The sequence below is a fragment of the Humibacillus xanthopallidus genome (assembly GCF_006716675.1).
Lineage (GTDB): Bacteria > Actinomycetota > Actinomycetes > Actinomycetales > Dermatophilaceae > Humibacillus > Humibacillus xanthopallidus_B.
The window spans coordinates 908,329-929,300 of the sequence record NZ_VFPM01000003.1 but is presented as its reverse complement, the minus strand read 5'-3'; the positions used below and the strand labels follow the sequence as shown (position 1 = coordinate 929,300).

Below are 20,972 nucleotides of genomic sequence, written 5' to 3'. Positions count from 1 at the left end.
CTGTCCACACCTCCCGGGCAACGGGCCCGGTTGTCCCCAGCCGCGCCTAGAGGTGGCCGAGGGTGGGTGCCCGCTTCCTACCGTCGGGGTATGCCGCCCCGCCGCGCCCAGCCACCGCCTGACCTCGAGCGGGTGGCACGCATCCTCGGGGGTGGCGCCGGGGAGGGTCCGCGGCACCCCGAGGGCGAGGGCGTGGGCGAGGGCGAGGGCGCGGTGACGGAGCGGCGGCCTGGGTGGGTGCCGGTGCTCCCATCGCCCTCGGTCGGCCCTCCGACTGCCCTCGAGCAGCTGGACGCCGACCTCAGACGGGCTCGGCGGCCGGGAGTCGTGACGACCCCCGAGCCGATGCGGCTCGGACGGTGGTCGGTGTCGAACGCGACGGTTGTCGCGCTGGTCGCCCTCGTCGTCGCTGTCGGCTGCGTCTTCGCGGTGCGAGTGCTGTGGGCCGAGCGGTCGGCCGGTGTGGGGGTCCCCGTGACAGGTGGGGGTCGCGCGACCGGAGTGCTCGTGACGGGCACCGACGGTGCGCCGGTCGCCGCGCGCACGGCCGACGGCTCGGGCATCCCAGCGACCTCCAGACCCACGACGTCGGGTCCGTCAGAGCCGAGCGCGGGGGGTGGCGAGATCGTCGTCCACGTCGTCGGGCAGGTGGTCAGACCGGGTCTCGTGCGTCTGCGTCAGGGGGCCCGGGTCGCCGATGCGGTGGCCGCGGCGGGTGGCGCGCGATCCGGTGCCGACCTCGCCGCGCTCAACCTCGCGCGGCTCCTCATCGACGGTGAGCAGCTGCACGTCCCGAAGCCGGGGGAGGCTGTCGCGGCTCCGGCAGCAGGCAGTGGCTCAGGGGCCGGGACTGGTGGGGGAGCCGGCGGGGGAGCGGGCGGGGGTGGTGGTGGCGTCGGCGGCAGCGTCAGCCTCAACACGGCAGACCTCGCGGCTCTCGACAGCCTGCCCGGGGTGGGCCCGGTTCTTGCCCAACGGATCCTCGACTGGCGGGCCGAGCACGGTCGCTTCACGTCGGTCGACGAGCTCGGGGAGGTCAGCGGAATCGGCGACACGCTGCTCGCTCGACTTCGCCCGCGAGTGACCCTGTGAGCGCTCCGACTTCCGCGACGGTGCGCACGTGGCGCGGGCTCGCACCGCGGCGCAGGTCGAAGCAGGGGCCCCGCCTCGACCTGCGCCTGCTCGCTCCCGTCGCCCTCGCCTGGCTGGTAACCGCCTTTGCGGGGCTGCTCGTCGACGTCGCGGTCGTGTGGTGCGCGGCGCTGCTCGCGCTGCTGCTCGCCGGAGCACTCGTCCTGCGAAGCGGGTGGGTGGTTGCGCCCGGAGCGACGCGCCGGCTCATCGCGCTCACCCTGGCCCTCTCCGCGCTGCTGCTCCTTTCAGCGGCTGCCCAGCGAACGATCCGCACGGCTGGTCCCGTCGAGGGTCTCGCTCGCTCGGGCGCGGTCGTGACGATGGTCGGCAGCCTCGCCGCCGACCCGCGCCCGGTCGCCTCGAGCGGTGACCGCGGAGGGCCGGTCGTCGTCGTGCGGATCGCGGTCGACTCGGTCGTCGGCCGAGGCGTGCGCACGCAGGTGTCGACCCCCGTCCTCGTCGTCGGGCCCGCCTCCGCGTGGGCAGGGCTGCGGTGGAACGACACTGTGGAGGTCGTGGCCAGGCTCGCCCCCGCGGAGCCGGGCGATGACGTCGTCGCCGTGGGTCGGCCGCTCGGTGCCCCGCGGGTGCTTGGTGGTCCCGGCGCGGTTCTCGAGGCGGCGGAGGACGTGCGCACGCGGTTCCGCACCGCGACCGGGCACGTCTGGTCCGACGCCCGTGGCCTCGTGCCGGCTCTCGTCGTCGGTGACACGAGCCGCACCCCGCAGGACCTCACCGAGGCGATGCTCGCGACCGGGCTGAGCCACGTGTCGGCCGTGTCGGGCACCAACGTCACCCTTGTCGTGGCCGCAGCCGTCTGGGCCTGTGGGGTCCTCGGGATCCGACGACGCTGGCGACCGCTCGTCGCCGTGCTCGTGCTCGCGGCGTTCGTCGCCGTGGCACGTCCCGAGCCGAGCGTCATCCGCGCCGCCGTCATGGGAGCGGTCGGCCTGCTCGCCCTCTCGACCTCGCGGCGGCGGGCCGGTGTGCCCGTGCTCGGTGGCGCCGTCGTGACGCTGCTCGTCTGGGACCCATGGCTGGCCCGCTCGTACGGCTTCGCCCTGTCATCGGCGGCGACCCTGGGGCTGCTCGTCCTCGTGCGACCGTGGGGCGCCACCATCGCGTCCGGCCTGCCCCGCCGGCTCGGCTGGCTCGGGCCGGTGATCGCCGTGCCCCTCGCCGCCCAGGCGGTGTGCGCACCGCTCGTCGTCCCGCTCCAGGGGTCGGTCTCCGTCATCGCCGTCGTGGCCAACCTGCTCGCCGCACCCTTCGTCGGCCCGGCGACGATCGCCGGGGTCGTGGTCGCCGTGCTGGCTCTGGCCTGGCCGTGGGCTGCGGCGACGGTGGCGTGGGGTGCGGCCGTGCCTGCCCAGGCAATCGCCTGGGTCGCTCGCCGCTGCGCCGAAGCACCCGTCGTGTCGATCCCGTGGGGTGAATCTGCTTGGCACGCAATCGGTCTCGCTGCGCTGACCATGGCTGTGATCGTCACTATCCCGTGGGCGTGGCACCGGGGCCGCACCCGCCCGTCTGTCGCCGCCGCAGTGGTGCTCGTGACGATCGGGCTGTCGGCACCGACACGCGCCGTCGCCTGGCCACCGCCCGGTTGGCTGCTCGTCGCCTGCGACGTCGGTCAGGGCGACGGCCTCGTGGTCAACAGCGGTCCGGGTCGAGCGGTCGTCGTCGACGCGGGACCCGACCCTGACAGCATCTCCCGGTGCCTGCAGCGGCTGCGCATCGAGGCGGTCGACCTCGTCGTCCTCACGCACTTCCACGCAGACCACGTCGAAGGGCTCGCAGGGGTCCTCGCCGAGTGGCCGGTCGCCGAGATCCGCAGCTCGCCCGTCAGGGACCCACCCGGCGAGGCGGAGGCGGTCGGCCGGCTCGCCGCCACGCGGCACACCCGGGTCGGCGAGCTGCGGGCGGGTCAGCACCTCGAGGTCGGGGCGGTGGCGGCCGACGTGTGGTGGCCCGCTCGTCGGATCGACGCCGGCTCCGTCGCCAACAACGGGTCGGTCGTCCTGACGCTGCACGTCGGTGGGGTGAGCTTCCTCCTCGCGGGCGACATCGAGCGCGAGGCGGCGGCAGCCGTGCTGCGCGACGTCGAGGCCGATCCGCATCGGTGGGGGCACATCGACGTGCTCAAGGTGGCCCACCACGGTTCGGGGAACCGCGACGACCGTCTCCTCGACCACGTCGCAGGTCGGGTCGCGCTCATCAGCGTCGGTGAGGACAACGACTACGGCCATCCGACGCCGTCGACCCTGGCAGCCCTCGACGCCCGCGGCTTCGAGGTGCACCGCACCGACCTCGAGGGTGACCTTGCCGTGGTGAGCCGCGACGGTCAGCTGGCCGTCGTGTCACCGTGAGCGGGCGTCGCCCGGGCCAGTGACACCGGTCCTGCGACACGGGGCTCGGCGACGACGTCGAGCGTCGTCAGCAAGGGGTCCGCGGCGTAGGCGATGCGCACCCCTGCCGCCCGAGCCGACTCGAGGGCGCCGACGACGTGCTCGGTCACCACCTCACCCGGAGCGAGCACCGGCACGCCGGGCGGGTAGGGCGCGACGAGCTCCGTGCTGGTGCGCCCGACCGCGGCGCGGAGCGGGAGGCGCTCCCGGTCGGCGAAGAACGCCTCGCGAGGGCTGCAGCCCTGGACCGGCACGACCGACCACGAGGCCGCGGGCACCGTGGGTCGAGGTTCTGCGCGGTGGCGCTCGACGACGGCCGTCAAGGTCTCGACGAGACGGCCGATGCTCGAACGGTCGTCCGCCAGGGTGGCGAGGGCAACGAGGGTGTCGCGGTCGGCCATCTCGACCGGCAGACCGGCCGCGATGAGGTCGCGCTCGACGAGCACCCCGTCGACGCCCGTCCCTGCGAGCAGCACGACGAGCTTCGCCGGGTCGACGTGCGTCCCCTCCAGCACGACCACACCCTCGACCGCGGCCAGCGTCCGGCGTGCGTCCGCGACGAGGTCGATGAGGTCGCCGAGCAGTGCCTCGCCGTCGCGCTCGAGGAGGGCCACGGCCGCGTCCGTGCTGGCGAGGATCGCCCCGGCAGGACTCGTCGTGTGCGTCGCCTCGAAGGCTGCATCGAGCCTGGCGGGGTCGATCCGCTCGGTCCGGGCGAGCACGAGCGCGGCCTGCGACCACGCGGGCAGGGTCTTGTGGGCGCTCGTCACGAGGGCATCCGCCCCCTGTGCCAGCGCGTGCGGCGGCAGGTCGGGGTGCCAGCCGAAGTGGGCAGCCCACGCAGCGTCGACGACGAGCGGTATGCCGTGTGCGTGCGCCACGTCCGCCAGGTCACCGACACGGCCGACCGTCCCGACGTAGGAGGGGTCGGTGACGAAGACCGCCCTGGCGTCGGGAGCAGCGCCGAGCGCGGCGGCGAGGGTCTCGGGGGCCAGGCCACACGGCATACCCCAGCGGACGTCGAGCTCCGGGGAGACCCACACGGGCTCGAGCCCTGCGAGCACGAGCCCGAGCAGCATCGAGCGGTGGAGGGTGCGCTGCACGACGACCCGGTCACCCGGGCGCCCGACGGCGAGGGCGAGAGTCTGGTTGCCGTGGGTCGAGCCACCGACGGAGAAGCGGCAGAGGTCCGCGCCCCAGGCCCGGGCTGCGCGGGCCTCGGCCCGCTGGAGCAGGCCGCCGCTCAGCTTCACCTCGTCGAGGCCGCCGTAGAGGGGCACGTCGTCACGCACGATGTCGCCGACGAGGTCGGTGCGCTGCTTGTGCCCCGGGATGGTGAAGGGGTGTGGGGAGCGCTCGGCGTGGCTCAGCCACGCATCGAGCAGGGGAGCGCGGGCCCGAAGGCCCCTCGGGTCGCGAGGGTCCGGCGCCTCACCCATCGGCGAGCTCGAAGTCCGCGAAGTCGAAGCCGGGAGAGACGAGGCAGCTGACGAGGGCGTCGGAGCCCGAGGACACGGTGCGCTGCCACACGCCGGCGGGCACGAGGGCCTGCGCCACCTCGCCGGCCGCGACGGCGACGCCCACGGTCAGCCGGTGCTCAGCCTCCGGCTGGTCGCCGGACCCGCCGAGCTCCAGCACCACGGTGCCCGTGTGGGCGAGCCAGATCTCGTCGGAGGCGACCCGGTGCCACGCCGAGCGGTCGCCCGCCGGCAGCAGGAAGTGGATGAGCGTCGCCGTCGGCCGCACCCGCCCGTCCGCCAGCGTCACCGACTCCGGGGAGACCCACGTCTGGGCGAACCAGCCGCCCTCGGGGTGTGGCTGGAGGTCGAGCGTGTCGGCAAGGGCGGGACGCATGCGCCCATCATCGCCGACCGCCCGCGAGGGGGAGCAGGGGTCACCAGGCCCGCACGGGCGGCATACCGCTGCCACCGCCCGGCGTGGGCTTGACGGCGAGGATCTGGTCGACCCCCATGCGCCCCTCCTCGAAGGCCAGTGCGCCGCCCACGAGGTAGAGCCGCCAGACCCGGGCGACCTCCTCGCCGACGAGCCCGACGACACGCTGCCAGTTCGCCTCGAACGTCGCGTACCACGCGTCGACGGTCCTCACGTAGTGCTCCCGCAGCGCATGGACGTCGCGCACCTCGAGCCCGGACTCCTCGATGAGCGCGACCGTCTCACCGACGGGGCGCATGTACATGTCGGGCGCGATGAACGCCTCGATGAACGGGCCGCCGCCCGGCCGCGACGTGCGCGACATCTGCTGCACGAGCGCCCGTCCACCCGGCCGCAGGAGGTGGTGGATCTGTGCGGTGAAGGCCGGGTAGGTGCCCTTGCCGACGTGCTCGCCCATCTCGATGGAGGAGACCGTGTCGAAGGGCCCGTCGGTGACGTCGCGGTAGTCCTGCAGCCTGATCTCGACCCGGTCGCCCAAGCCGCGCTCGCGAATCCGCTTGTCGATGAAGGCTTTCTGCTCGCTCGAGATCGTCACCCCGACCACGTGCGCGCCGTAGCGCTCGGCCGCGTGCAGCGACAGCGAGCCCCAGCCGCAGCCGATGTCGAGGTGGCGGCTTCCCGGCTCGATGCCGAGCTTGCGGCATACGAGGTCGAGCTTGTCGCGCTGGGCGTCCTCGACGGTGTAGCCGGCGTCGTCGGTCGTCCAGTAGCCGCACGAGTAGGCCATCTGCGGGTCGAGGATGAGGGCGTAGAAGTCGTTGGAGAGGTTGTAGTGGTGCTCGATCGCGCCACGGTCGCGGGCCTTCGTGTGCAGCCGGCCGCGCAGACGTGCCTGTGACACCGGGGGCTGCGGTGGCAGCCCGATCGCGCCGAGCCCGTATGCCGTGCGCACCGCCTTGGCGATGAGGGGCAGTCGCGTCGGAGCGGGGTTCGCGGACGTGTGGGCGGCCGGGCTCGCGGCCGCGGCGCGGACGCTCGACCAGACGCGCCGGAAGCCGCTCCGCAGGTCGCCCTCGACGTCGATCTCGCCGGTGACGTAGGCCTGGGCGAGTCCGAGCTCCCCTGGGTGACGCACGAGGCGCCGCAGGGCGTCGCGGTCACGCACGACGACGGTCGGGGCGTCGGCGGTGCCGTCCGTCGGGCCGGCGGTCGTGCCGTCCCACGCCCGGATGCGGATCGGCAGCTTGCCACCGAAGAACGGCGAGACGAGGTCGGCGAGCTGGGGAGCGATGGCTCCGGTGCGTTCCGGAGCGACCGCTCGGGGGGTGGCGGCAGGACGGTCGTCGGTCGTGGTCATCGCGATGGCCTCTCAGCGGGGTCGGCTGGTGTGCGTCGTTCCCCGGAGGTTCGGTGCCGGGCCCGCCGCGGATGGGTGGCGCGACCCGGACAGGACGGCCGCTAGGCAGATACCCCGACCGCGGCCTCGCGTCGCGCGTCACCGGCGGCGATGAGCCCCTGGGGCCCGAGCTCGGCCGCACCGACGCCGCCGAAGTACATGTGGGGGCCGGGGTACTCGTGGGAGTCGAGACCGAGCTGCGCGATCCCCTCGGAGATCGTGGCGGACGGTTCGTGGTCGACGCGGACCCTGCCGTCGGGCATGAAGCGGACGTGGGCTCGCGGCTCGTCGATGGCCTCCTGCAGGGTGTCGCCCCCCAGCATCGTGTGCCCGAGCACCTGGAGCAGGGCCGTCGTGATGCGATCGGCACCGGGCGAGCCGACCGCGAGAGCGGACCCGGCCGCGCCCCGGGCGGTCGTCGGCGCCATGTTGGAGGCGAGGCGGGTGCCCGTGGCGACGGCGTGCAGGCCGAGCCGGTTGAGCTCCGGCTCACCGAGGGCGTTGTTGAGCAGGATTCCGGTTCCGGGGATCACCATGCCGGCGCCGTAGCCCGACGACATCGTGATCGCGCACGCGTTGCCCTGCTCGTCGACCGCCGAGATGTGGGCGGTCGACGCCGACGTCGGCAGGCCGACGAGCCCGTGCCGCTCGACCGCGGCCAGTAGGGCGTGCCCGTCGTGGTCGAGGTCGCGCGACTGGTCGTGCACCGTGAGGCGGTAGGAGAGGACGCGCCGCTGGATGTCGAGGACGTCCGCCCAGGACCGGTGGTCTCGGCGGGCCAGCTCGCCGAGCATGACCGCGAGCATCGGGCCACCGACCGACGGGGGCGGGTTGAGCGCGACGGTCCAGCCGCCGACGGCCCGCATCGTCGGCGTGCGCAGCGCGGGCTCGTAGGCCTCGAGGTCGGCACGGGTGATGAGACCGCCGTTGGCGGCCATGTCATCGACGAGCACCCGCCCGACCGCGCCCGTGGTGAACAGCGAGGGGCCCTGCACGGCGAGGAGCTCGAGGATGTCGGCGAGGTCGGGGTTGGTCGAGGTCTCGCCGGGCTGGATCGCCCCGCCGTCGGCTCCCGTGACGAGGGCGTGGGCCTCGGGGTCCGTGCCGAAGAGCGTGTCGCGCACGATGCCGAGGTAGAGCGCCGCCGAGGCACCGATGGGGTAGCCCTCGCGGCAGATGCGGGCGGTCGGCTCGACGAGGCGCCGCCAGGGGAGGTGGCCGTAGCGGTCGCGCGCGACCGCAAGCGCGTGGACGGCCCCGGAGTTGGCGACCGAGCCGTGCCCCGCGCCCATCGTGACGCCGCCTCCGTAGTCGGCGCGCACCTCGCGCACGCCGTGGCCGAAGGCGGACTCCGGCAGCCCGCGACCCGGCATCTCGACGTTGCCGTCGATGACGACCGGGTGCTCGCCCACCGGCCAGACGTTGACGAAGGCGCCGCCCATGAGGCTGACGACGCCCGGTTCGGTGCACATGGCCGCGAGGGCGGCCGCGATGGCGACGTCGACCGCACCACCGCCCTCGGCCGCGCACTCGAGGCCGGCTTCGAGCGCGGCGGGTCCGGTGGCGGCGAGGGCGACACGCGTCATGACGGCATTGTGTCGTCCGGGCGAGGCAGCGGCATACCGTCTCGCCTCACGGGCGACCCATCTGGTGGTACTCGGGGTTGGGCACGAAGCCCAGGGCGGTCGAGACGCGGTTGGTGAGGTTGAACATCCCGACCACCTGGACGAGCTCGACGATCTGGTGGTCGTCGAGCCCGACGGCCCGCAGCGGCTCGAGGTCGCCCTCGGTGACCTCGGCCGGGTGGAGCGTCAGCTTCTCGGCGTAGGCGCACATCGCGGCCTCACGGTCCGGCAGGTCGGCCTGGCGCCAGTTCGAGGCGACGAGGTCGGCGCGCACGGCGTCATCGGTGAAGGCGCGCAGGGCCGCGCCGTGGCTGATCTCGCAGTAGGTGCAGCGGTTGACGCTGCTGACGACGACGGCAAGCAGCTCGCGGTCGGCGTTGCTGAGGTGGCCTTCCTTGTTGACGAGGAGGTTGAAGTAGCCCCACCACGCGAGGAACTGCTCACCGTTGACGGCTTGCGCGCGAAAGACGTTGGGCACGAAGCCGAAGGCCTCCTGCGACTTCTCCCAGAGCCTCGCCACCCCGTCGGGCACGTCGTCGCGGTCGGGCAGGGGCAGGTAGGAGATGCGCGTCGGGTCACCCATGACGCCACCGTATGCCGGGTGGGCGGAGTCCGGCGCGTCAGGCGGGCGACGCGGCGAGCTCGGCGGGCGAGGTCGACGGGTCGGCGCCGGCCGCGGCGCAGAGCGCGTCCAGGGCTGCCGCCACGGCGGGCACCCGCAGCAGGTCGGGCGTCGTCACCGCGAGGATCTGGCGCTGCGAGACGGGCGAGAGCGAGAGCGTCGCGACGTCGTCGTGCTTGGCGGCGTTGAGGATGATGTCGGGCACGAGTGCGACCCCGAGGCCCGCGGTCACCAGGCCGAGCTGCGCGACGTAGTCCTCGATCTCGAAGGAGACGGTGGGCCGGAAGCCGGCCTTGTCGGCGAGGCCGACGAGGTGGGCGCGGCAGCGCGGACAGCCGGCGATCCAGTCCTCCGACGCGAAGTCCGAGAGGCTGGCGGTTCCGGTCTGTGCGAGGGGGTGGTCCTTGGGCGTGGCGAGGCGCAGCTCGTCGTCGAGCAGGTGGCGGGTGACGAGGAGCGACAGGTCCTCCACGAGCTCGCCGGCATCGACGTCCTTGGTGGCGAAGATGACTGCGACGTCGCAGTCACCGGCTCGCAGGGCCGCGAGCGACTGCGGGGGCTCCGCCTCGGTGAAGGTCATCGTGATGTCGGGGTGCCGGGAGCGCAGGATCGCCAGCGCCTTGGGCACGAGTGTCGCCGACGAGCTCGGGAAGGCCTGGAGGCGCACGCGACCTGCGCGGAGGCCGGCGATCGCGGTGATCTCCTCCTCGGCCGCGTCGAGAGCCGCGAGCACGCCGACGGCGTGGCGAGCGAGGACCTGACCGGCCTCGGTGAGTCGGACCTGACGGCCGTAGCGCTCGACGAGCACCGTGCCGGTGCGCTGTTCGAGGCGGCGCACCATCTGCGAGATGGCCGGCTGGGTGAAGCCGAGCGCGTTGGCGGCGCTCGTGAAGCTCCCCTCGTCGGCGATCGCCTTCATGACTCGGAGGCCGGCAGCATCGATCATGGCCTCATCATAACCGACACTTATGCATTACCGGCGGATCGAGCGCCGGAGTCATGGGTGGCGTGCGCGACGTAGGCTGGCGGCGTGCATCAGGCGGACGGCATACCCCCGCGGGGGCCGGGCGGGTCGACCCGGCTCGCCACCTCTCGCACCCTGCCACTCGAGACGCACGACCTCGGCACGTTCGACGACCTCGTCGACCTCGTGAGCGGGGGAGGAGTCGTCGTGCTGAGCGGCGCCGGCCTCTCGACGGAGTCGGGCATCCCCGACTACCGCGGGCCCGACGGCACGCGCCGCGTCGAGCCGATGACCTACGGCGAGTTCGCCGGCTCGAGCGACGCCCGACGGCGCTACTGGGCGCGCAGCTACATCGGCTGGCAGCGCTTCAACGCCGCGGAGCCCAACGAGGGTCACCGCGTCGTGACGGAGCTGCAGAGGAGCGGCTACGTCGACTCGGTCATCACGCAGAACGTCGACGGGCTGCACCAGGCCGCGGGAGCGAGTGACGTCGTCGAGCTGCACGGCTCGCTCGACCGGGCCGTGTGCCTGACCTGTGGTGAGGTGACCTCGCGGCTCGGGCTGCACGAGCGGATGACCGAGGCCAACCCCGGCTTCATGGAGCGCTTCGCCGAGGCGGCGGCAGCCGTGGGGTCCCAGTGGGGCGAGCAGGTGCGCCCCGACGGCGACATCGTCCTGCAGGACTCCCTCGTGGAGTCCTTCCACACGCCGCGCTGCCTCGTGTGCGGTCACGACACCGTCAAGCCCGACGTGGTCTTCTTCGGGGAGTCCGTGCCGAAGACCGTTGTGGAGCAGTGCTTCTCGCTCGTCGAGGCGGCGGGGGCCGTGCTCGTGCTCGGGTCGTCGCTCGCCGTGATGAGCGGCTACCGCTTCGTGCGCCGGGCCCACCAGCGTGGGGTGCCCGTCGCCATCGTCACGCGCTCGGCGACGCGCGGTGACGCCGAAGCGACCGTCCGGCTGCACGCGCCCCTGGGCTCCACCCTGACGCAGCTGCGCGGCGCTCTCGGTCACTGAGCCGCGCCTGCACGCCTCACGTGCGTCGGCGTGCCGCCGCCCACGGCCTGACGCCCGCGACCTCGCGTGCCTCGGGGTGCTGCTCGTCGCCGAGACCCCACAGCTCGACGGTCTGCACGACCCAGTACGCGCCGAAGAGCACGAGGATCACGACCTCGGCCACGAGGATTGTGAGTCCGAACCCGGCCACGGTCAGGTGCAGGACCACGGTGAGCGCCAGCAACACGCCGAGGACCACGGCGAGGGTGAGGTACGTGCGCCGGTAGGCGGTTGCCGTGGCCTGCTCGGCGGGGCTCTTGCCGTGCCGCTCGTCGACGCGCACGGCGCTGGACACCATGACCGCGATGGCCCCCGCCACCATGGTCGAGGCGGCGACGCCGTGGGCGACCGCGACGAGCGGTCCGCGCAGCACGGCCACGAGGACGAGCTCGACGACGACGACACCGACGAGGACCAGGGAGAGCGCCACGAGCCGTGACGACGGGGGCGCCTGCTGCCCGCCCCGAACCGCGCGCACCCGGATCGCGGCGATCACCACGAGGGCGACGATCGCGACGAGCACGAGCGTCGGCACGCTGACGCCGATGCCGGCCGCGATCTCGTCGGTGGACTCCTCGAAGGCGCTCGGTCCGCACCGCGCGTCCGGAAGGGTGGGCACGGCGGCGACGAGCAGCGCCATGAAGCCGGAGAAGTCGAGCAGGACGTTCTCCTCGGGGGAGTGCCCCTCGTAGGCGAGCAGGGTGATGCCCAGCGCGCACAGAGTGCCGACGAACGCCGTGCGTGCAGGGGTGAAGTAGTAGGCGCTGATCGAGCCGAGCCAGCACGAGCCGCCGGTGCCGAGCCACCACTGGAGCACGACGGAGACGAGCAGGGCGAGGAGCAGACCCACCATGGCGCCGCGCAGGTAGCGGTAGGTCTGCACCACGTCACGAGTCGGCGTCACGGAGGGCACCCGCGACGTCAGAGGCGGCGCAGGACGGCGGTCACCTTGCCGAGGATCGTCGCGTGGTCGCCGTCGATCGGGTCGAACGCCGGGTTGTGCGGCAGGAGCCAGACGTGGCCGTCCTTGCGCTTGAACGTCTTGACGGTGGCCTCGTTGTCGAGCAGGGCGGCGACGATCTCGCCGTTCTCGGCCGTCTGCGACCGGGAGACGACGACCCAGTCGCCGTCGCAGATCGCGGCGTCGATCATCGAGTCGCCGACGACCTTGAGGAGGAAGAGCTCGCCCTCGCCGACGAGCTGCTTGGGCAGGGGGAAGACGTCGTCGACGACCTCCTCGGCCGTGATCGGCACGCCGGCGGCGATGCGGCCGAGGACGGGCACGTAGGCCGCCTGCGGGCGGGCGTCGCCGGAGTCGGTTTCGAGATCGTGACGGCCGGCGTGCTCGGCGCTCGTGGAGGCGATGTCGATGACGTCGCCCCCGCGGTGGCGCAGCTCGGCAGCGGTGGCGTCGGGCGAGACGATCTCGAGGGCGCGGGGCCGGTTGGGGTCGCGGCGCAGGTAGCCCTTGGAGACGAGGGCGTTGAGCTGGTGGGAGACGCTCGAGGGGCTCGCCAGGCCGACGGCGTTACCGATCTCGCGCATGCTCGGCGGGTAGCCCCGGCGGTCGACCGAGTTGCGGATGACCTCCAGCACACGCCGCTGGCGGACGGTCAGGCCATCGCCCTTGTCGCGGTCGGGAAACTCGGTCACGCCCATGAACGTCCCCTTGCGGTGTGTGACGCCAGGCCTGAAACCGGCGGTGTGAGGCCAGTGTCAGTGGTGGCTGGTGAGGTGTGTGGTGTGAGGAAAGACTATGAGATTCGAACAGAGTTGCCAAACATCTGTTCGACGCGTGTCTCGACTTCCTCGAACAGGCGTGCTACAAATCGTACAGACGTTCGATCGAACACCCGTTCTCCGCAGCTCGCCGCTCCACCGCACAGGTCACACCACCGGGAGGTCACCATGAGCGCCATCGCACACCACGCACCGACCATCGAGCAGGGCGAGCGCCGTGCGCACCTCGTGCTGCTGCCCACCGGTCGCGACGCCGTGCGGGCTGCTCGGTCGGCTCGAGCGGCTCGGTCGGCTCGGTCGGTGCGCACGGCCCGAGCGGTCGGCCTGACGGACCCGCCGTTGCGGCTCACCCGCCTCGGGCGGCTCGTCGTGACGCTGCTCGTCGCGACCGCCGTCGCGGTGCTCGGTGTCGGCCTCGCCGGCCAGCTGGCGACGGCCAGTTCTGCGCCCCGCCCCGTGACCGTCGTGTCGGGCGACACCCTCTCCGAGATCGCTGCCCGCGAGCTCCCCGGTCTTCCGATCGCCGACGCCGTCATCGAGATCCAGCTTGCCAACGGGCTCTCCTCCAGCCAGGTCCACGCCGGTCAGACGCTGCTCGTCCCGACCCCGTGACCGGCTGACCCCCCCAACGGCCGCGTTGGCTCCACCATCAGCGGCTGGTGTGCGACGGCGATTCGACCCCGCCTCAGCGCGCCCGGGACGCCGCACCCTCCCCGGAGGGTGCGGCGTTCTGCTGTCCGTGTCCCGCTCGCCGAGAGGGTCAGCCTGTGGACGAGGTATGCCGTCCGCTCGAGTGCTGTGGACGAGGCTGAGCGCCGATTCCCTTGCCTCCCTAGCCTGCTCGCAAGTGGAAGGAGCAGGAGATGCAGTTCAGGGTGGAGACGGGCGGCCTTCGTGAGAGTGCGGCCGCCCTCGAGGAGGTGCTGGCCCGGCTCGAACGGGTGAGGGTCGTTGACGAGATCGCACCCGTGGGTTCGGCGTTCCGCGGCGGCGAGACCGCCGTTGCCTCTGGGCGGGCCTGCGCCGGGTGGAGCGCGCGTCTGTCGGCGCTGCGCTCGAGGGTGCGCGCCACGGGCGCGGCCGTCGACGTCGCGGCCGCCGGCTACGAGGCCGTCGAGGAGGTCGCCCGGCGAGCGATCGCGTCACCGTGACGGGGCTGGGGGTCGCGGCCCTCCGTGCCGCACGCCCGGAGCTCCTCTCGGCCGCCGCCAGGGGCATCGAGGAGCACCGGCGGACGGTGACGGGGGGCATCGAGACCGTGCTGCGCGGACGGTCGACGGCGCTGTCGGACGCAGGTGGCTCGCTCTCCCGGTGGTCCGGGCCGGCCTCGACCGCGGCCGCCGGCCGGTTCAGTGCCCTCGCCGCCGAGCTGACCCACGTCGGCCGAGACCTCGCCGTCTGCTCGCAGGCGCTGAGCCACGCGGGGCTGCGTCTGCGTTCCGCCCTCGGCCTGCTCACCCGGGCCGAGGCGAGGGCGCAGGAGCGGGGTGCTCGGGTCACGCAGGCCGGAGTCCTCGTCGTGCCAGCCCGGGTGCCCCGGGGTGACCCGGTGCTCGATGCCCATGAGGTGCGCGAGGACGCGCTGATGCGGGAGGAGGTGACCGCATACCTCCGCCAGGCCGGCCGAGTGGCGACTGAGACGGACGCCGACCTCGCGCGGCACCTCGTCGAGGCAGCCGGCGGCTGCCTCGCACCGGGGGAGCGAGGCGTCCTCACGTCGCTCCCGCCTCCGCCTGTCTCGGGGCCGGGCCACCCCTCGGCAGATGTCTTCGCCAACGCGGCGTGGTGGCGCAGCCTGACGAGCGAGGAGCGACGGCAGCTGGTGCAGGAGCGTCCGGAGTCGGTGGGGCCCCGCGACGGGCTGCCCGGGGCCGACCGTGACCAGGCGAACCGCATCCTCCTCGACCGGGTCGAGCGAGCGGCACGCGGCCGCCTCGCCGTTCTCGAGGCCGGTGGGGAGCCACTTCCCGAGGAGGTCGGGGCCGGGGGGTCGGCCGTGCTCGCGCTCGGACTGTCCGAACGCGCCGGGGCGCTCGAGCTCGTCAGGGGGCGGCTCGATGCGCTGCGTGCCGTGCGGGCCGTCCTGGGCCGTCAGGACGGCGCTCGCCGCCGGCTGCTGCTGCTCGACGTCGCGGGGCGACACCCGAAGGCTGCCGTCGCGATCGGCGAGGTCGACACCGCTCCACACGTCGCCACCTTCGTGGGGGGTTTCACGACGACCGTCGGCGGCGACCTCGACCGCTACGACCGCGAGCTCGCACGGCTGCGGTCGAGCTCGTCGGGGATGGCGCACGGAGACGTGGCGGTGGTGACCTGGCTCGGCTACGCGGCGCCTCAGGCCGACGAGGTGCTCACCCCGTCACGCACGGTCATGTCCTCAGGCGTGGCTGCCCGTGGGGGCGAGGAGCTCGCTGCGTTCGTGACGGGGTTGGACGCCTCTCGTGAGGTGCCCGCCGACCAGAGCGTCCTCGCTCACTCCTACGGGTCCGTCGTGCTCTCCTTCGCCCTGCGCCGCCCGACGGGCATCGACCGGGCAGCGCTCTTCGGGTCCCCGGGCACAGGCGGCGCCGTGCGCTCCGTCGTCGACACGGGGCTCAAGCCGGGCGCCTTCAACGTGCTCGGCTCCATCGACGACCCCGTCGTCGCGGGCGGGCGCGTCGTCCTCGGGCCGAGTGCCGCGTCGGTCGTGGGCGCGCGCACGCTGTCGACCTACGCACCCGGGGCCGAGGGTTCACCAGGGGCTCGCCGCACGTCGCGCGGTCACTCCGACTACCTCAAGGCCGGCAGTGACAGCGCCTTCAACCTCGCAGCCGTCGTCGCCGGGCGCGGGGATGCGACGGTCGCCGAGTCGGCGGCGGAGCGGGCCCGCAAGGCCTGGCGCTGACGCCAGATGAGGGGCGGCGTGGGCGGACGCACCCCTAGATGTTGTGGCGACACGCCGTGACGCCTGTGACTGCTGGTGCGTTTGTGCAGGTCAGCGACCCGACGCGCCGAATCGCTCGCGCGTGCTTGCGGTCTCGGTCACACCGCGCCTACAGTTACCCCTACATCTAGTAGTTGCACAGATGTAAGACGTCCACATGTAGTCCCCAGGTAGATGGGGGTTACCCACACGTCGTCCCCAGCTCATCCCCAGCACGACCCTCGATCTGTCCACAGGCCCGCGCCGGGCCCACGAACACCGGCGCGGGCCTGCGGGCCCGATCAGGAGCCGGGCGGGCGGCATACGGGGCGAGGTGAGGACGTTTCCACGAATGCACCACGGGGAAGGGAAGGTGGCCGACGTGCACTGCCCGTTCTGTCGCCACACCGACTCGCGAGTCATCGACTCGCGCACCACGGACGACGGCGCGGCGATCCGCCGCCGGCGTCAGTGCCCGGAGTGCAACCGCCGCTTCACGACGCTCGAGACCTCGAGCCTCAGCGTCATGAAGCGGTCGGGGGCGTCCGAGCCGTTCAGCCGGGCCAAGGTGCTCTCCGGCGTCCGCAAGGCCTGCCAGGGCCGACCGGTGACGGAGGACGACCTGGCGCTGCTCGCCCAGAAGGTCGAGGAGACCATCCGGGCGCAGGGCAACGCCGAGATCGAGGCGCACGAGGTGGGCATGGCCGTCCTCGAGCCGCTTCGCGAGCTCGACGAGGTCGCCTTCCTCAGGTTCGCCAGCGTGTACCAGGGCTGGGAGAGCCTCGAGGACTTCGAAGGGGCGATCGCCCTCCTTCGGGCCGAGCGTGACGCGGTGGGGGAGGAGCCCACGGGCTCTGCCCCGCTCGGCGCGCCACGGTAGCCGCTGCGACAGCGGGAGCACGCGCACCACCACCCTCCACGAACACAGCGCCGAACGGCCAAGGGGACTGTCAGACCCCGGCGAGACACTGGCATGGACGAGACGAGCACGAAGCCCATCGGGCCCCGGCGGGGGGCCCACCACGGTCAGGGAGGCCGCAGGACATGACGGAGATCGGTAACCGGAGCTCACGCTCGAAGGCAGGCGCCAAGGGCGTCAAGGTCGAGCGCATCTACACCACCCCCGGGGTTCACCCGTACGACGAGGTGACCTGGGAGAAGCGCGACGTCGTCCAGCAGAACTGGAAGACCGGCGTCACGATCTTCGAGCAGCGCGGCGTCGAGTTCCCCGACTTCTGGTCGGTCAACGCGAGCACCATCGTCACGACCAAGTACTTCCGCGGCGCCGTCGGCACCCCGGCCCGCGAGAGCTCGCTCAAGCAGCTCATCGACCGGGTCGTGCTGACCTACGTCGCCGCCGGCAAGAGCAACGGCTACTTCTCCTCGGCGGAGGACGCCGAGATCTTCGAGCACGAGCTGACGTGGGCGCTGCTGCACCAGGTCTTCTCGTTCAACTCCCCGGTGTGGTTCAACGTCGGCACCAAGAGCCCGCAGCAGGTCTCGGCGTGCTTCATCCTCTCGGTCGACGACTCGATGGACTCGATCCTCAACTGGTACAAGGAAGAGGGGAAGATCTTCCAGGGCGGCTCCGGCGCCGGCCTCAACCTCTCGCGGATCCGCTCCTCCAAGGAGCTGCTGAGCAGCGGTGGCACGGCCTCGGGCCCGGTCTCCTTCATGCGCGGCGCCGACGCCTCCGCGGGCACCATCAAGTCCGGCGGCGCCACGCGTCGCGCGGCCAAGATGGTCGTGCTCGACGTCGACCACCCCGACATCGAGGAGTTCGTCGAGACCAAGGCGCGCGAGGAGGACAAGATCCGTGCGCTGCGCGACGCCGGGTTCGACATGGACCTCGGCGGCAAGGACATCGTGTCCGTGCAGTACCAGAACGCCAACAACTCGGTGCGCGTCAACGACGAGTTCATGAAGGCGGTCGAGGAGGGCACCGAGTTCGGTCTGCGCTCGCGTCTCGACGGCTCGGTCATCGACACCGTCGACGCCCGTGAGCTCTTCGGCAAGATCGCCAAGGCTGCGTGGGAGTGCGCCGACCCCGGCATCCAGTACGACGACACGATCAACGCCTGGCACACGAACCCCGAGACGGGCCGCATCACGGCCTCCAACCCGTGCTCGGAGTACATGTCGCTCGACAACTCCTCGTGCAACCTTGCCTCGCTCAACCTGCTGAAGTTCCTGCGCGACGACGACACGTTCGACGCGGTGACCTTCCAGAAGGTCGTCGAGCTCGTCATCACGGCGATGGACATCTCGATCTGCTTCGCCGACTTCCCGACCGAGCCGATCGGCGAGACGACGCGCAACTACCGTCAGCTCGGCATCGGCTACGCCAACCTCGGCGCGCTGCTCATGGCGACCGGCCACGGCTACGACTCCGAGGGTGGCCGCTCGCTCGCCGCCTCCATCACGTCTCTGCTCACCGGCGCCGCCTACAAGCGCTCGGCCGAGATGGCCGCGGTCGTCGGGGCGTATGCCGGATACGCCCGCAACGCCGACGCCCACAAGCGCGTCATGCGCAAGCACCAGGCCGCCAACGACAACATCAAGACGCTCGACGCGATGGACTCCGACATCCACAAGCTCGCGACGAAGGCGTGGGACGACGTCATCAAGCTCGGTGAGAAGAGCGGCTACCGCAACGCCCAGGCGTCGGTGCTCGCCCCGACCGGCACCATCGGCTTCATGATGGACTGCGACACCACCGGCATCGAGCCCGACTTCTCACTCGTGAAGTTCAAGAAGCTCGTCGGCGGCGGTTCGATGCAGATCGTCAACCTGACGATCCCGCGTGCACTCAAGAAGCTCGGCTACCAGCAGGAGTCGATCGAGGCGATCGTCGAGTACATCGCTGACAAGGGCCACGTCATCGACGCGCCCGGCCTCAAGCCGGAGCACTACGAGGTCTTCGACACCGCCATGGGCGCACGCTCGATCTCGGCCATGGGCCATGTGCGCATGATGGCCGCGACGCAGCCCTTCCTCTCGGGCGCGATCAGCAAGACGGTCAACCTGCCCGAGGACGCCACGGTCGAGGAGATCGAGGACGTCTACCTTCAGGGGTGGAAGCTCGGCCTCAAGGCGCTCGCGGTCTACCGCGACAACTGCAAGGTCGGCCAGCCCCTGTCCGACGGTGGCTCGACCGCCAAGGACAAGAAGGACGCCTCCGACGCAGCGGCCGCCGAGGTCAAGGTCGAGAAGGTCATCGAGTACCGCCCGGTCCGTCGCCGTCTGCCCAAGCGCCGCACGTCGCAGACGACGTCGTTCTCCGTCGGTGGCGCCGAGGGGTACCTCACGGCCGGCACCTACGACGACGCCCAGCTCGGTGAGATCTTCCTGAAGTTCGGCAAGCAGGGCTCGACCCTCGCCGGCGTGATGGACGCCTTCTCGATCGCCGTCTCCATCGGCCTGCAGTACGGCGTGCCGCTCGAGACCTTCGTCGAGAAGTTCACCAACCTGCGCTTCGAGCCCGCCGGCCTCACCGATGACCCCGACGTGCGGATGGCTCAGTCGATCATGGACTACGTCTTCCGCCGCCTGGCTCTCGACTACCTCGACTTCGACACCCGCTCCTTCATGGGCATCCACACGGCCGCCGAGCGGGCCCGTCAGGTCGAGACCGGCTCCTACGAGGCCGAGGCCGACGACTCCGACGAGGACCTCGAGGACGAGCTGGAGACCCTCCAGCAGTCGGCTCCCGTCGCGAGGAAGGCGCCTGAGGCAAAGCCTGAGGACAAGGGAGAGCTCAAGGCTTCCGAGGTGAAGTCGGGGGCGGGTGCGGCCTCCGCTCGCGAGATCTCGAGCGAGGTGCACAGCTCGGCGGAGCTGCTCGAGAAGTTCGGCGGCATCACCGCCGACGCCCCGATCTGCATGACCTGCGGCACGAAGATGCGTCCCGCCGGCTCCTGCTACGTCTGCGAGGGCTGCGGAAGCACCAGCGGCTGCAGCTGATCAGGCCGGACCGGTGGTGAGGGGGTGGCCCGACAGGGCCACCCCCTCATGCGGTCGTCCGAGTACGTGTCCACGTGGCGCGAGGTCAGGACCGGCTCAGCTCAGGCGTGTGGGATGTCGAGGGCTCGCACGTCGTTCTTCGCAGCCGCGAGCATCTCGGCGAAGCTGCCCCGTCGTTTGGGTGCGGCTGCCTCCTGGGCCGCGAGGGCGCTGAGGACGAGCGCCGCGTCCGCCTCGCTGAGGGCGCCCGCCAACCGCGGGAGCTCCTCGGCCTCCTCGGCCCTGGCGTGATGCATGATCGCGTCCTCGATGAGGTCGAACTGCGTGCTGAAGGACGGCGAGGCCGGATCGAGCTGCTCGAGGTGCTCCAGCTGCTGCCCGACCCCTTCCTCCTCGAGCACGCGCTGCTGCGCGACCTCGTGGGCGTTCCCGACGCGAAGGAGGGGGTGGAGGAGTTCCTCCTCGACTGCCTCGTGCCCGGCCAGGTATCCCAAGAGGTCTCGAAGCCTCGCCGGCCGGTCGTCAGGTCCAGCGGTGCCCACCTGCGTGATGAGGGTGGTGATCCTCGCGTGCTGCGCTGCGATGGCGCCGATGACCTCGTCCGGCGTGGCGCGGCGGCGCGCGACAGGAGTGCCCGACGCTGCCGACGACACCGCGCTCGAGCCGGCCGTCGCCTTGGTGTCGTCGCTCCCACCGTGAGCTCGGCCTTCCATCGCGGCGAAGGCAGGGTGTCGGCTCGACACCTTGCGGACGGCTGTGAGGTGACCGCCGAGATAACCGGCGGCGCCAGCGGCGCCTGCTCCCGCGAGGGCCAGAACGGCACCCACCCGGTGTCGGTCACGGCGACGCGCCGACCACGACCCGGCATACAGCACGGCAGCGGTGGCGTTGAGGGCGGCGTGGGCCACTCCGACGCGCTGCGACCGGCGGTCGGCGCGACGCCACTCGGCCCACCCCGAAAGGGCCGTGGGTGCGGCGGCGAGCAGTCCCATGCCGACGAGACGGCGGGCTGCGTCCCTCGAGCCGGTGCCTCCGAAGAGGTCCAGGGCGGTGGTCGCGGTCCACATCCCGAGGGGCAGGTCGCTCAGTGAAGGGTGCAGCGCATGGCCCAGCCACTCACCTCGGAGCACCGCCCCGAGGGGCGAGGTGTCGAGGGGCGCTGTGACACTGCGCAGCGTGTCGACGGCGGGGTCGAGGCCGCCGTTGTCTTCCAGTGCCACCGCCGCCCGGGCGGGGGCCGGTAGCCGATGGGCGTGCTCGTCCGAGGAGGTCATG

17 protein-coding genes are annotated in these 20,972 nt (G+C 72.3%); 8 read left to right on the top strand and 9 right to left on the bottom strand.

The features are described 5' to 3' along the window. Positions 1–90: 90 nt before the first annotated feature. Together FBY41_RS19240 and FBY41_RS19235 are read left to right on the top strand one after the other, a co-directional pair. A complete protein-coding gene (locus FBY41_RS19240; RefSeq protein WP_260439902.1) occupies positions 91–1,092 on the top strand; it encodes a ComEA family DNA-binding protein in 1,002 nt (333 codons plus the stop codon). Continuing rightward, positions 1,089–3,500, top strand: coding sequence for a ComEC/Rec2 family competence protein (locus FBY41_RS19235; protein WP_260439901.1), 2,412 nt, complete (start codon positions 1,089–1,091; stop codon positions 3,498–3,500). The genes FBY41_RS19240 and FBY41_RS19235 overlap by 4 nt, the downstream gene beginning before the upstream one ends. On the opposite strand, the gene FBY41_RS19230 is transcribed toward FBY41_RS19235, so the two are convergent. The 6 genes from FBY41_RS19230 to FBY41_RS19205 all read right to left on the bottom strand — a co-directional run bounded on the left by FBY41_RS19230 (position 3,476) and on the right by FBY41_RS19205 (position 10,021). Continuing rightward, positions 3,476–4,978, bottom strand: coding sequence for an aminotransferase class I/II-fold pyridoxal phosphate-dependent enzyme (locus tag FBY41_RS19230; RefSeq protein ID WP_141846018.1), 1,503 nt, complete (start codon positions 4,976–4,978; stop codon positions 3,476–3,478). The two genes, FBY41_RS19235 and FBY41_RS19230, sit on opposite strands and share 25 nt — an antisense overlap. Then, entirely contained in the window at positions 4,971–5,393 is a 423-nt protein-coding gene (locus FBY41_RS19225; RefSeq protein ID WP_141846016.1) for a cupin domain-containing protein, read from the bottom strand. The genes FBY41_RS19230 and FBY41_RS19225 overlap by 8 nt, the downstream gene beginning before the upstream one ends. Before the next feature lie 40 nt (positions 5,394–5,433). Continuing rightward, entirely contained in the window at positions 5,434–6,789 is a 1,356-nt protein-coding gene (locus FBY41_RS19220; RefSeq protein ID WP_141846014.1) for an SAM-dependent methyltransferase, read from the bottom strand. A 101-nt stretch (positions 6,790–6,890) separates the two neighbouring features. After that, the gene (locus FBY41_RS19215; protein ID WP_141846012.1) at positions 6,891–8,414 is read right to left on the bottom strand and encodes a gamma-glutamyltransferase; all 1,524 of its coding nucleotides are present in this window, start codon (positions 8,412–8,414) and stop codon (positions 6,891–6,893) included. Positions 8,415–8,460: 46 nt separating this feature from the next. Beyond that, positions 8,461–9,036 carry a peroxidase-related enzyme gene (locus FBY41_RS19210; protein ID WP_141846009.1) on the bottom strand — a complete coding sequence of 192 codons (576 nt, stop codon included), beginning with the start codon at positions 9,034–9,036 and terminating at the stop codon, positions 8,461–8,463. 37 nt (positions 9,037–9,073) lie between these two features. Then, positions 9,074–10,021, bottom strand: a complete 948-nt coding sequence (locus FBY41_RS19205) for a LysR family transcriptional regulator (RefSeq protein ID WP_141846007.1) — start codon at positions 10,019–10,021, stop codon at positions 9,074–9,076. Between the two features lie 84 nt (positions 10,022–10,105). Here FBY41_RS19205 and FBY41_RS19200 point away from each other — a divergent pair, with 84 nt between their 5' ends. Beyond that, a complete protein-coding gene (locus tag FBY41_RS19200) occupies positions 10,106–11,053 on the top strand; it encodes a Sir2 family NAD-dependent protein deacetylase (protein ID WP_221629348.1) in 948 nt (315 codons plus the stop codon). A gap of 16 nt (positions 11,054–11,069) precedes the next feature. Here FBY41_RS19200 and FBY41_RS19195 read toward each other — a convergent pair whose 3' ends face one another. Both FBY41_RS19195 and lexA read right to left on the bottom strand, forming a co-directional pair. After that, positions 11,070–11,996 carry a hypothetical protein gene (locus tag FBY41_RS19195; protein ID WP_141846006.1) on the bottom strand — a complete coding sequence of 309 codons (927 nt, stop codon included), beginning with the start codon at positions 11,994–11,996 and terminating at the stop codon, positions 11,070–11,072. Between the two features lie 17 nt (positions 11,997–12,013). Further along, a complete protein-coding gene (lexA, locus tag FBY41_RS19190; protein WP_141846004.1) occupies positions 12,014–12,751 on the bottom strand; it encodes a transcriptional repressor LexA in 738 nt (245 codons plus the stop codon). Between the two features lie 249 nt (positions 12,752–13,000). Here lexA and FBY41_RS19185 point away from each other — a divergent pair, with 249 nt between their 5' ends. From FBY41_RS19185 to FBY41_RS19165, 5 genes are all read left to right on the top strand, one after another. Next, the gene (locus FBY41_RS19185) at positions 13,001–13,444 is read left to right on the top strand and encodes a LysM peptidoglycan-binding domain-containing protein (RefSeq protein ID WP_141846002.1); all 444 of its coding nucleotides are present in this window, start codon (positions 13,001–13,003) and stop codon (positions 13,442–13,444) included. A gap of 251 nt (positions 13,445–13,695) precedes the next feature. Then, complete coding sequence (locus FBY41_RS19180; protein WP_141846000.1) at positions 13,696–13,983, top strand: hypothetical protein; 288 nt, start codon at positions 13,696–13,698, stop codon at positions 13,981–13,983. Continuing rightward, on the top strand, positions 13,980–15,716 hold the full coding sequence (locus FBY41_RS19175) for an alpha/beta hydrolase (RefSeq protein ID WP_141845998.1): 1,737 nt from the start codon (positions 13,980–13,982) through the stop codon (positions 15,714–15,716). The genes FBY41_RS19180 and FBY41_RS19175 overlap by 4 nt, the downstream gene beginning before the upstream one ends. Positions 15,717–16,116: 400 nt before the next feature. Then, positions 16,117–16,614 carry a transcriptional regulator NrdR gene (gene nrdR, locus FBY41_RS19170; RefSeq protein WP_141845996.1) on the top strand — a complete coding sequence of 166 codons (498 nt, stop codon included), beginning with the start codon at positions 16,117–16,119 and terminating at the stop codon, positions 16,612–16,614. Between the two features lie 164 nt (positions 16,615–16,778). Beyond that, a complete protein-coding gene (locus FBY41_RS19165) occupies positions 16,779–19,697 on the top strand; it encodes a vitamin B12-dependent ribonucleotide reductase (protein ID WP_141845994.1) in 2,919 nt (972 codons plus the stop codon). A gap of 101 nt (positions 19,698–19,798) precedes the next feature. Here the strand turns inward: FBY41_RS19165 and FBY41_RS19160 are convergent, their stop codons facing one another. Further along, positions 19,799–20,971, bottom strand: coding sequence for a hemerythrin domain-containing protein (locus tag FBY41_RS19160; protein WP_141845992.1), 1,173 nt, complete (start codon positions 20,969–20,971; stop codon positions 19,799–19,801). Position 20,972 lies beyond the last annotated feature (1 nt).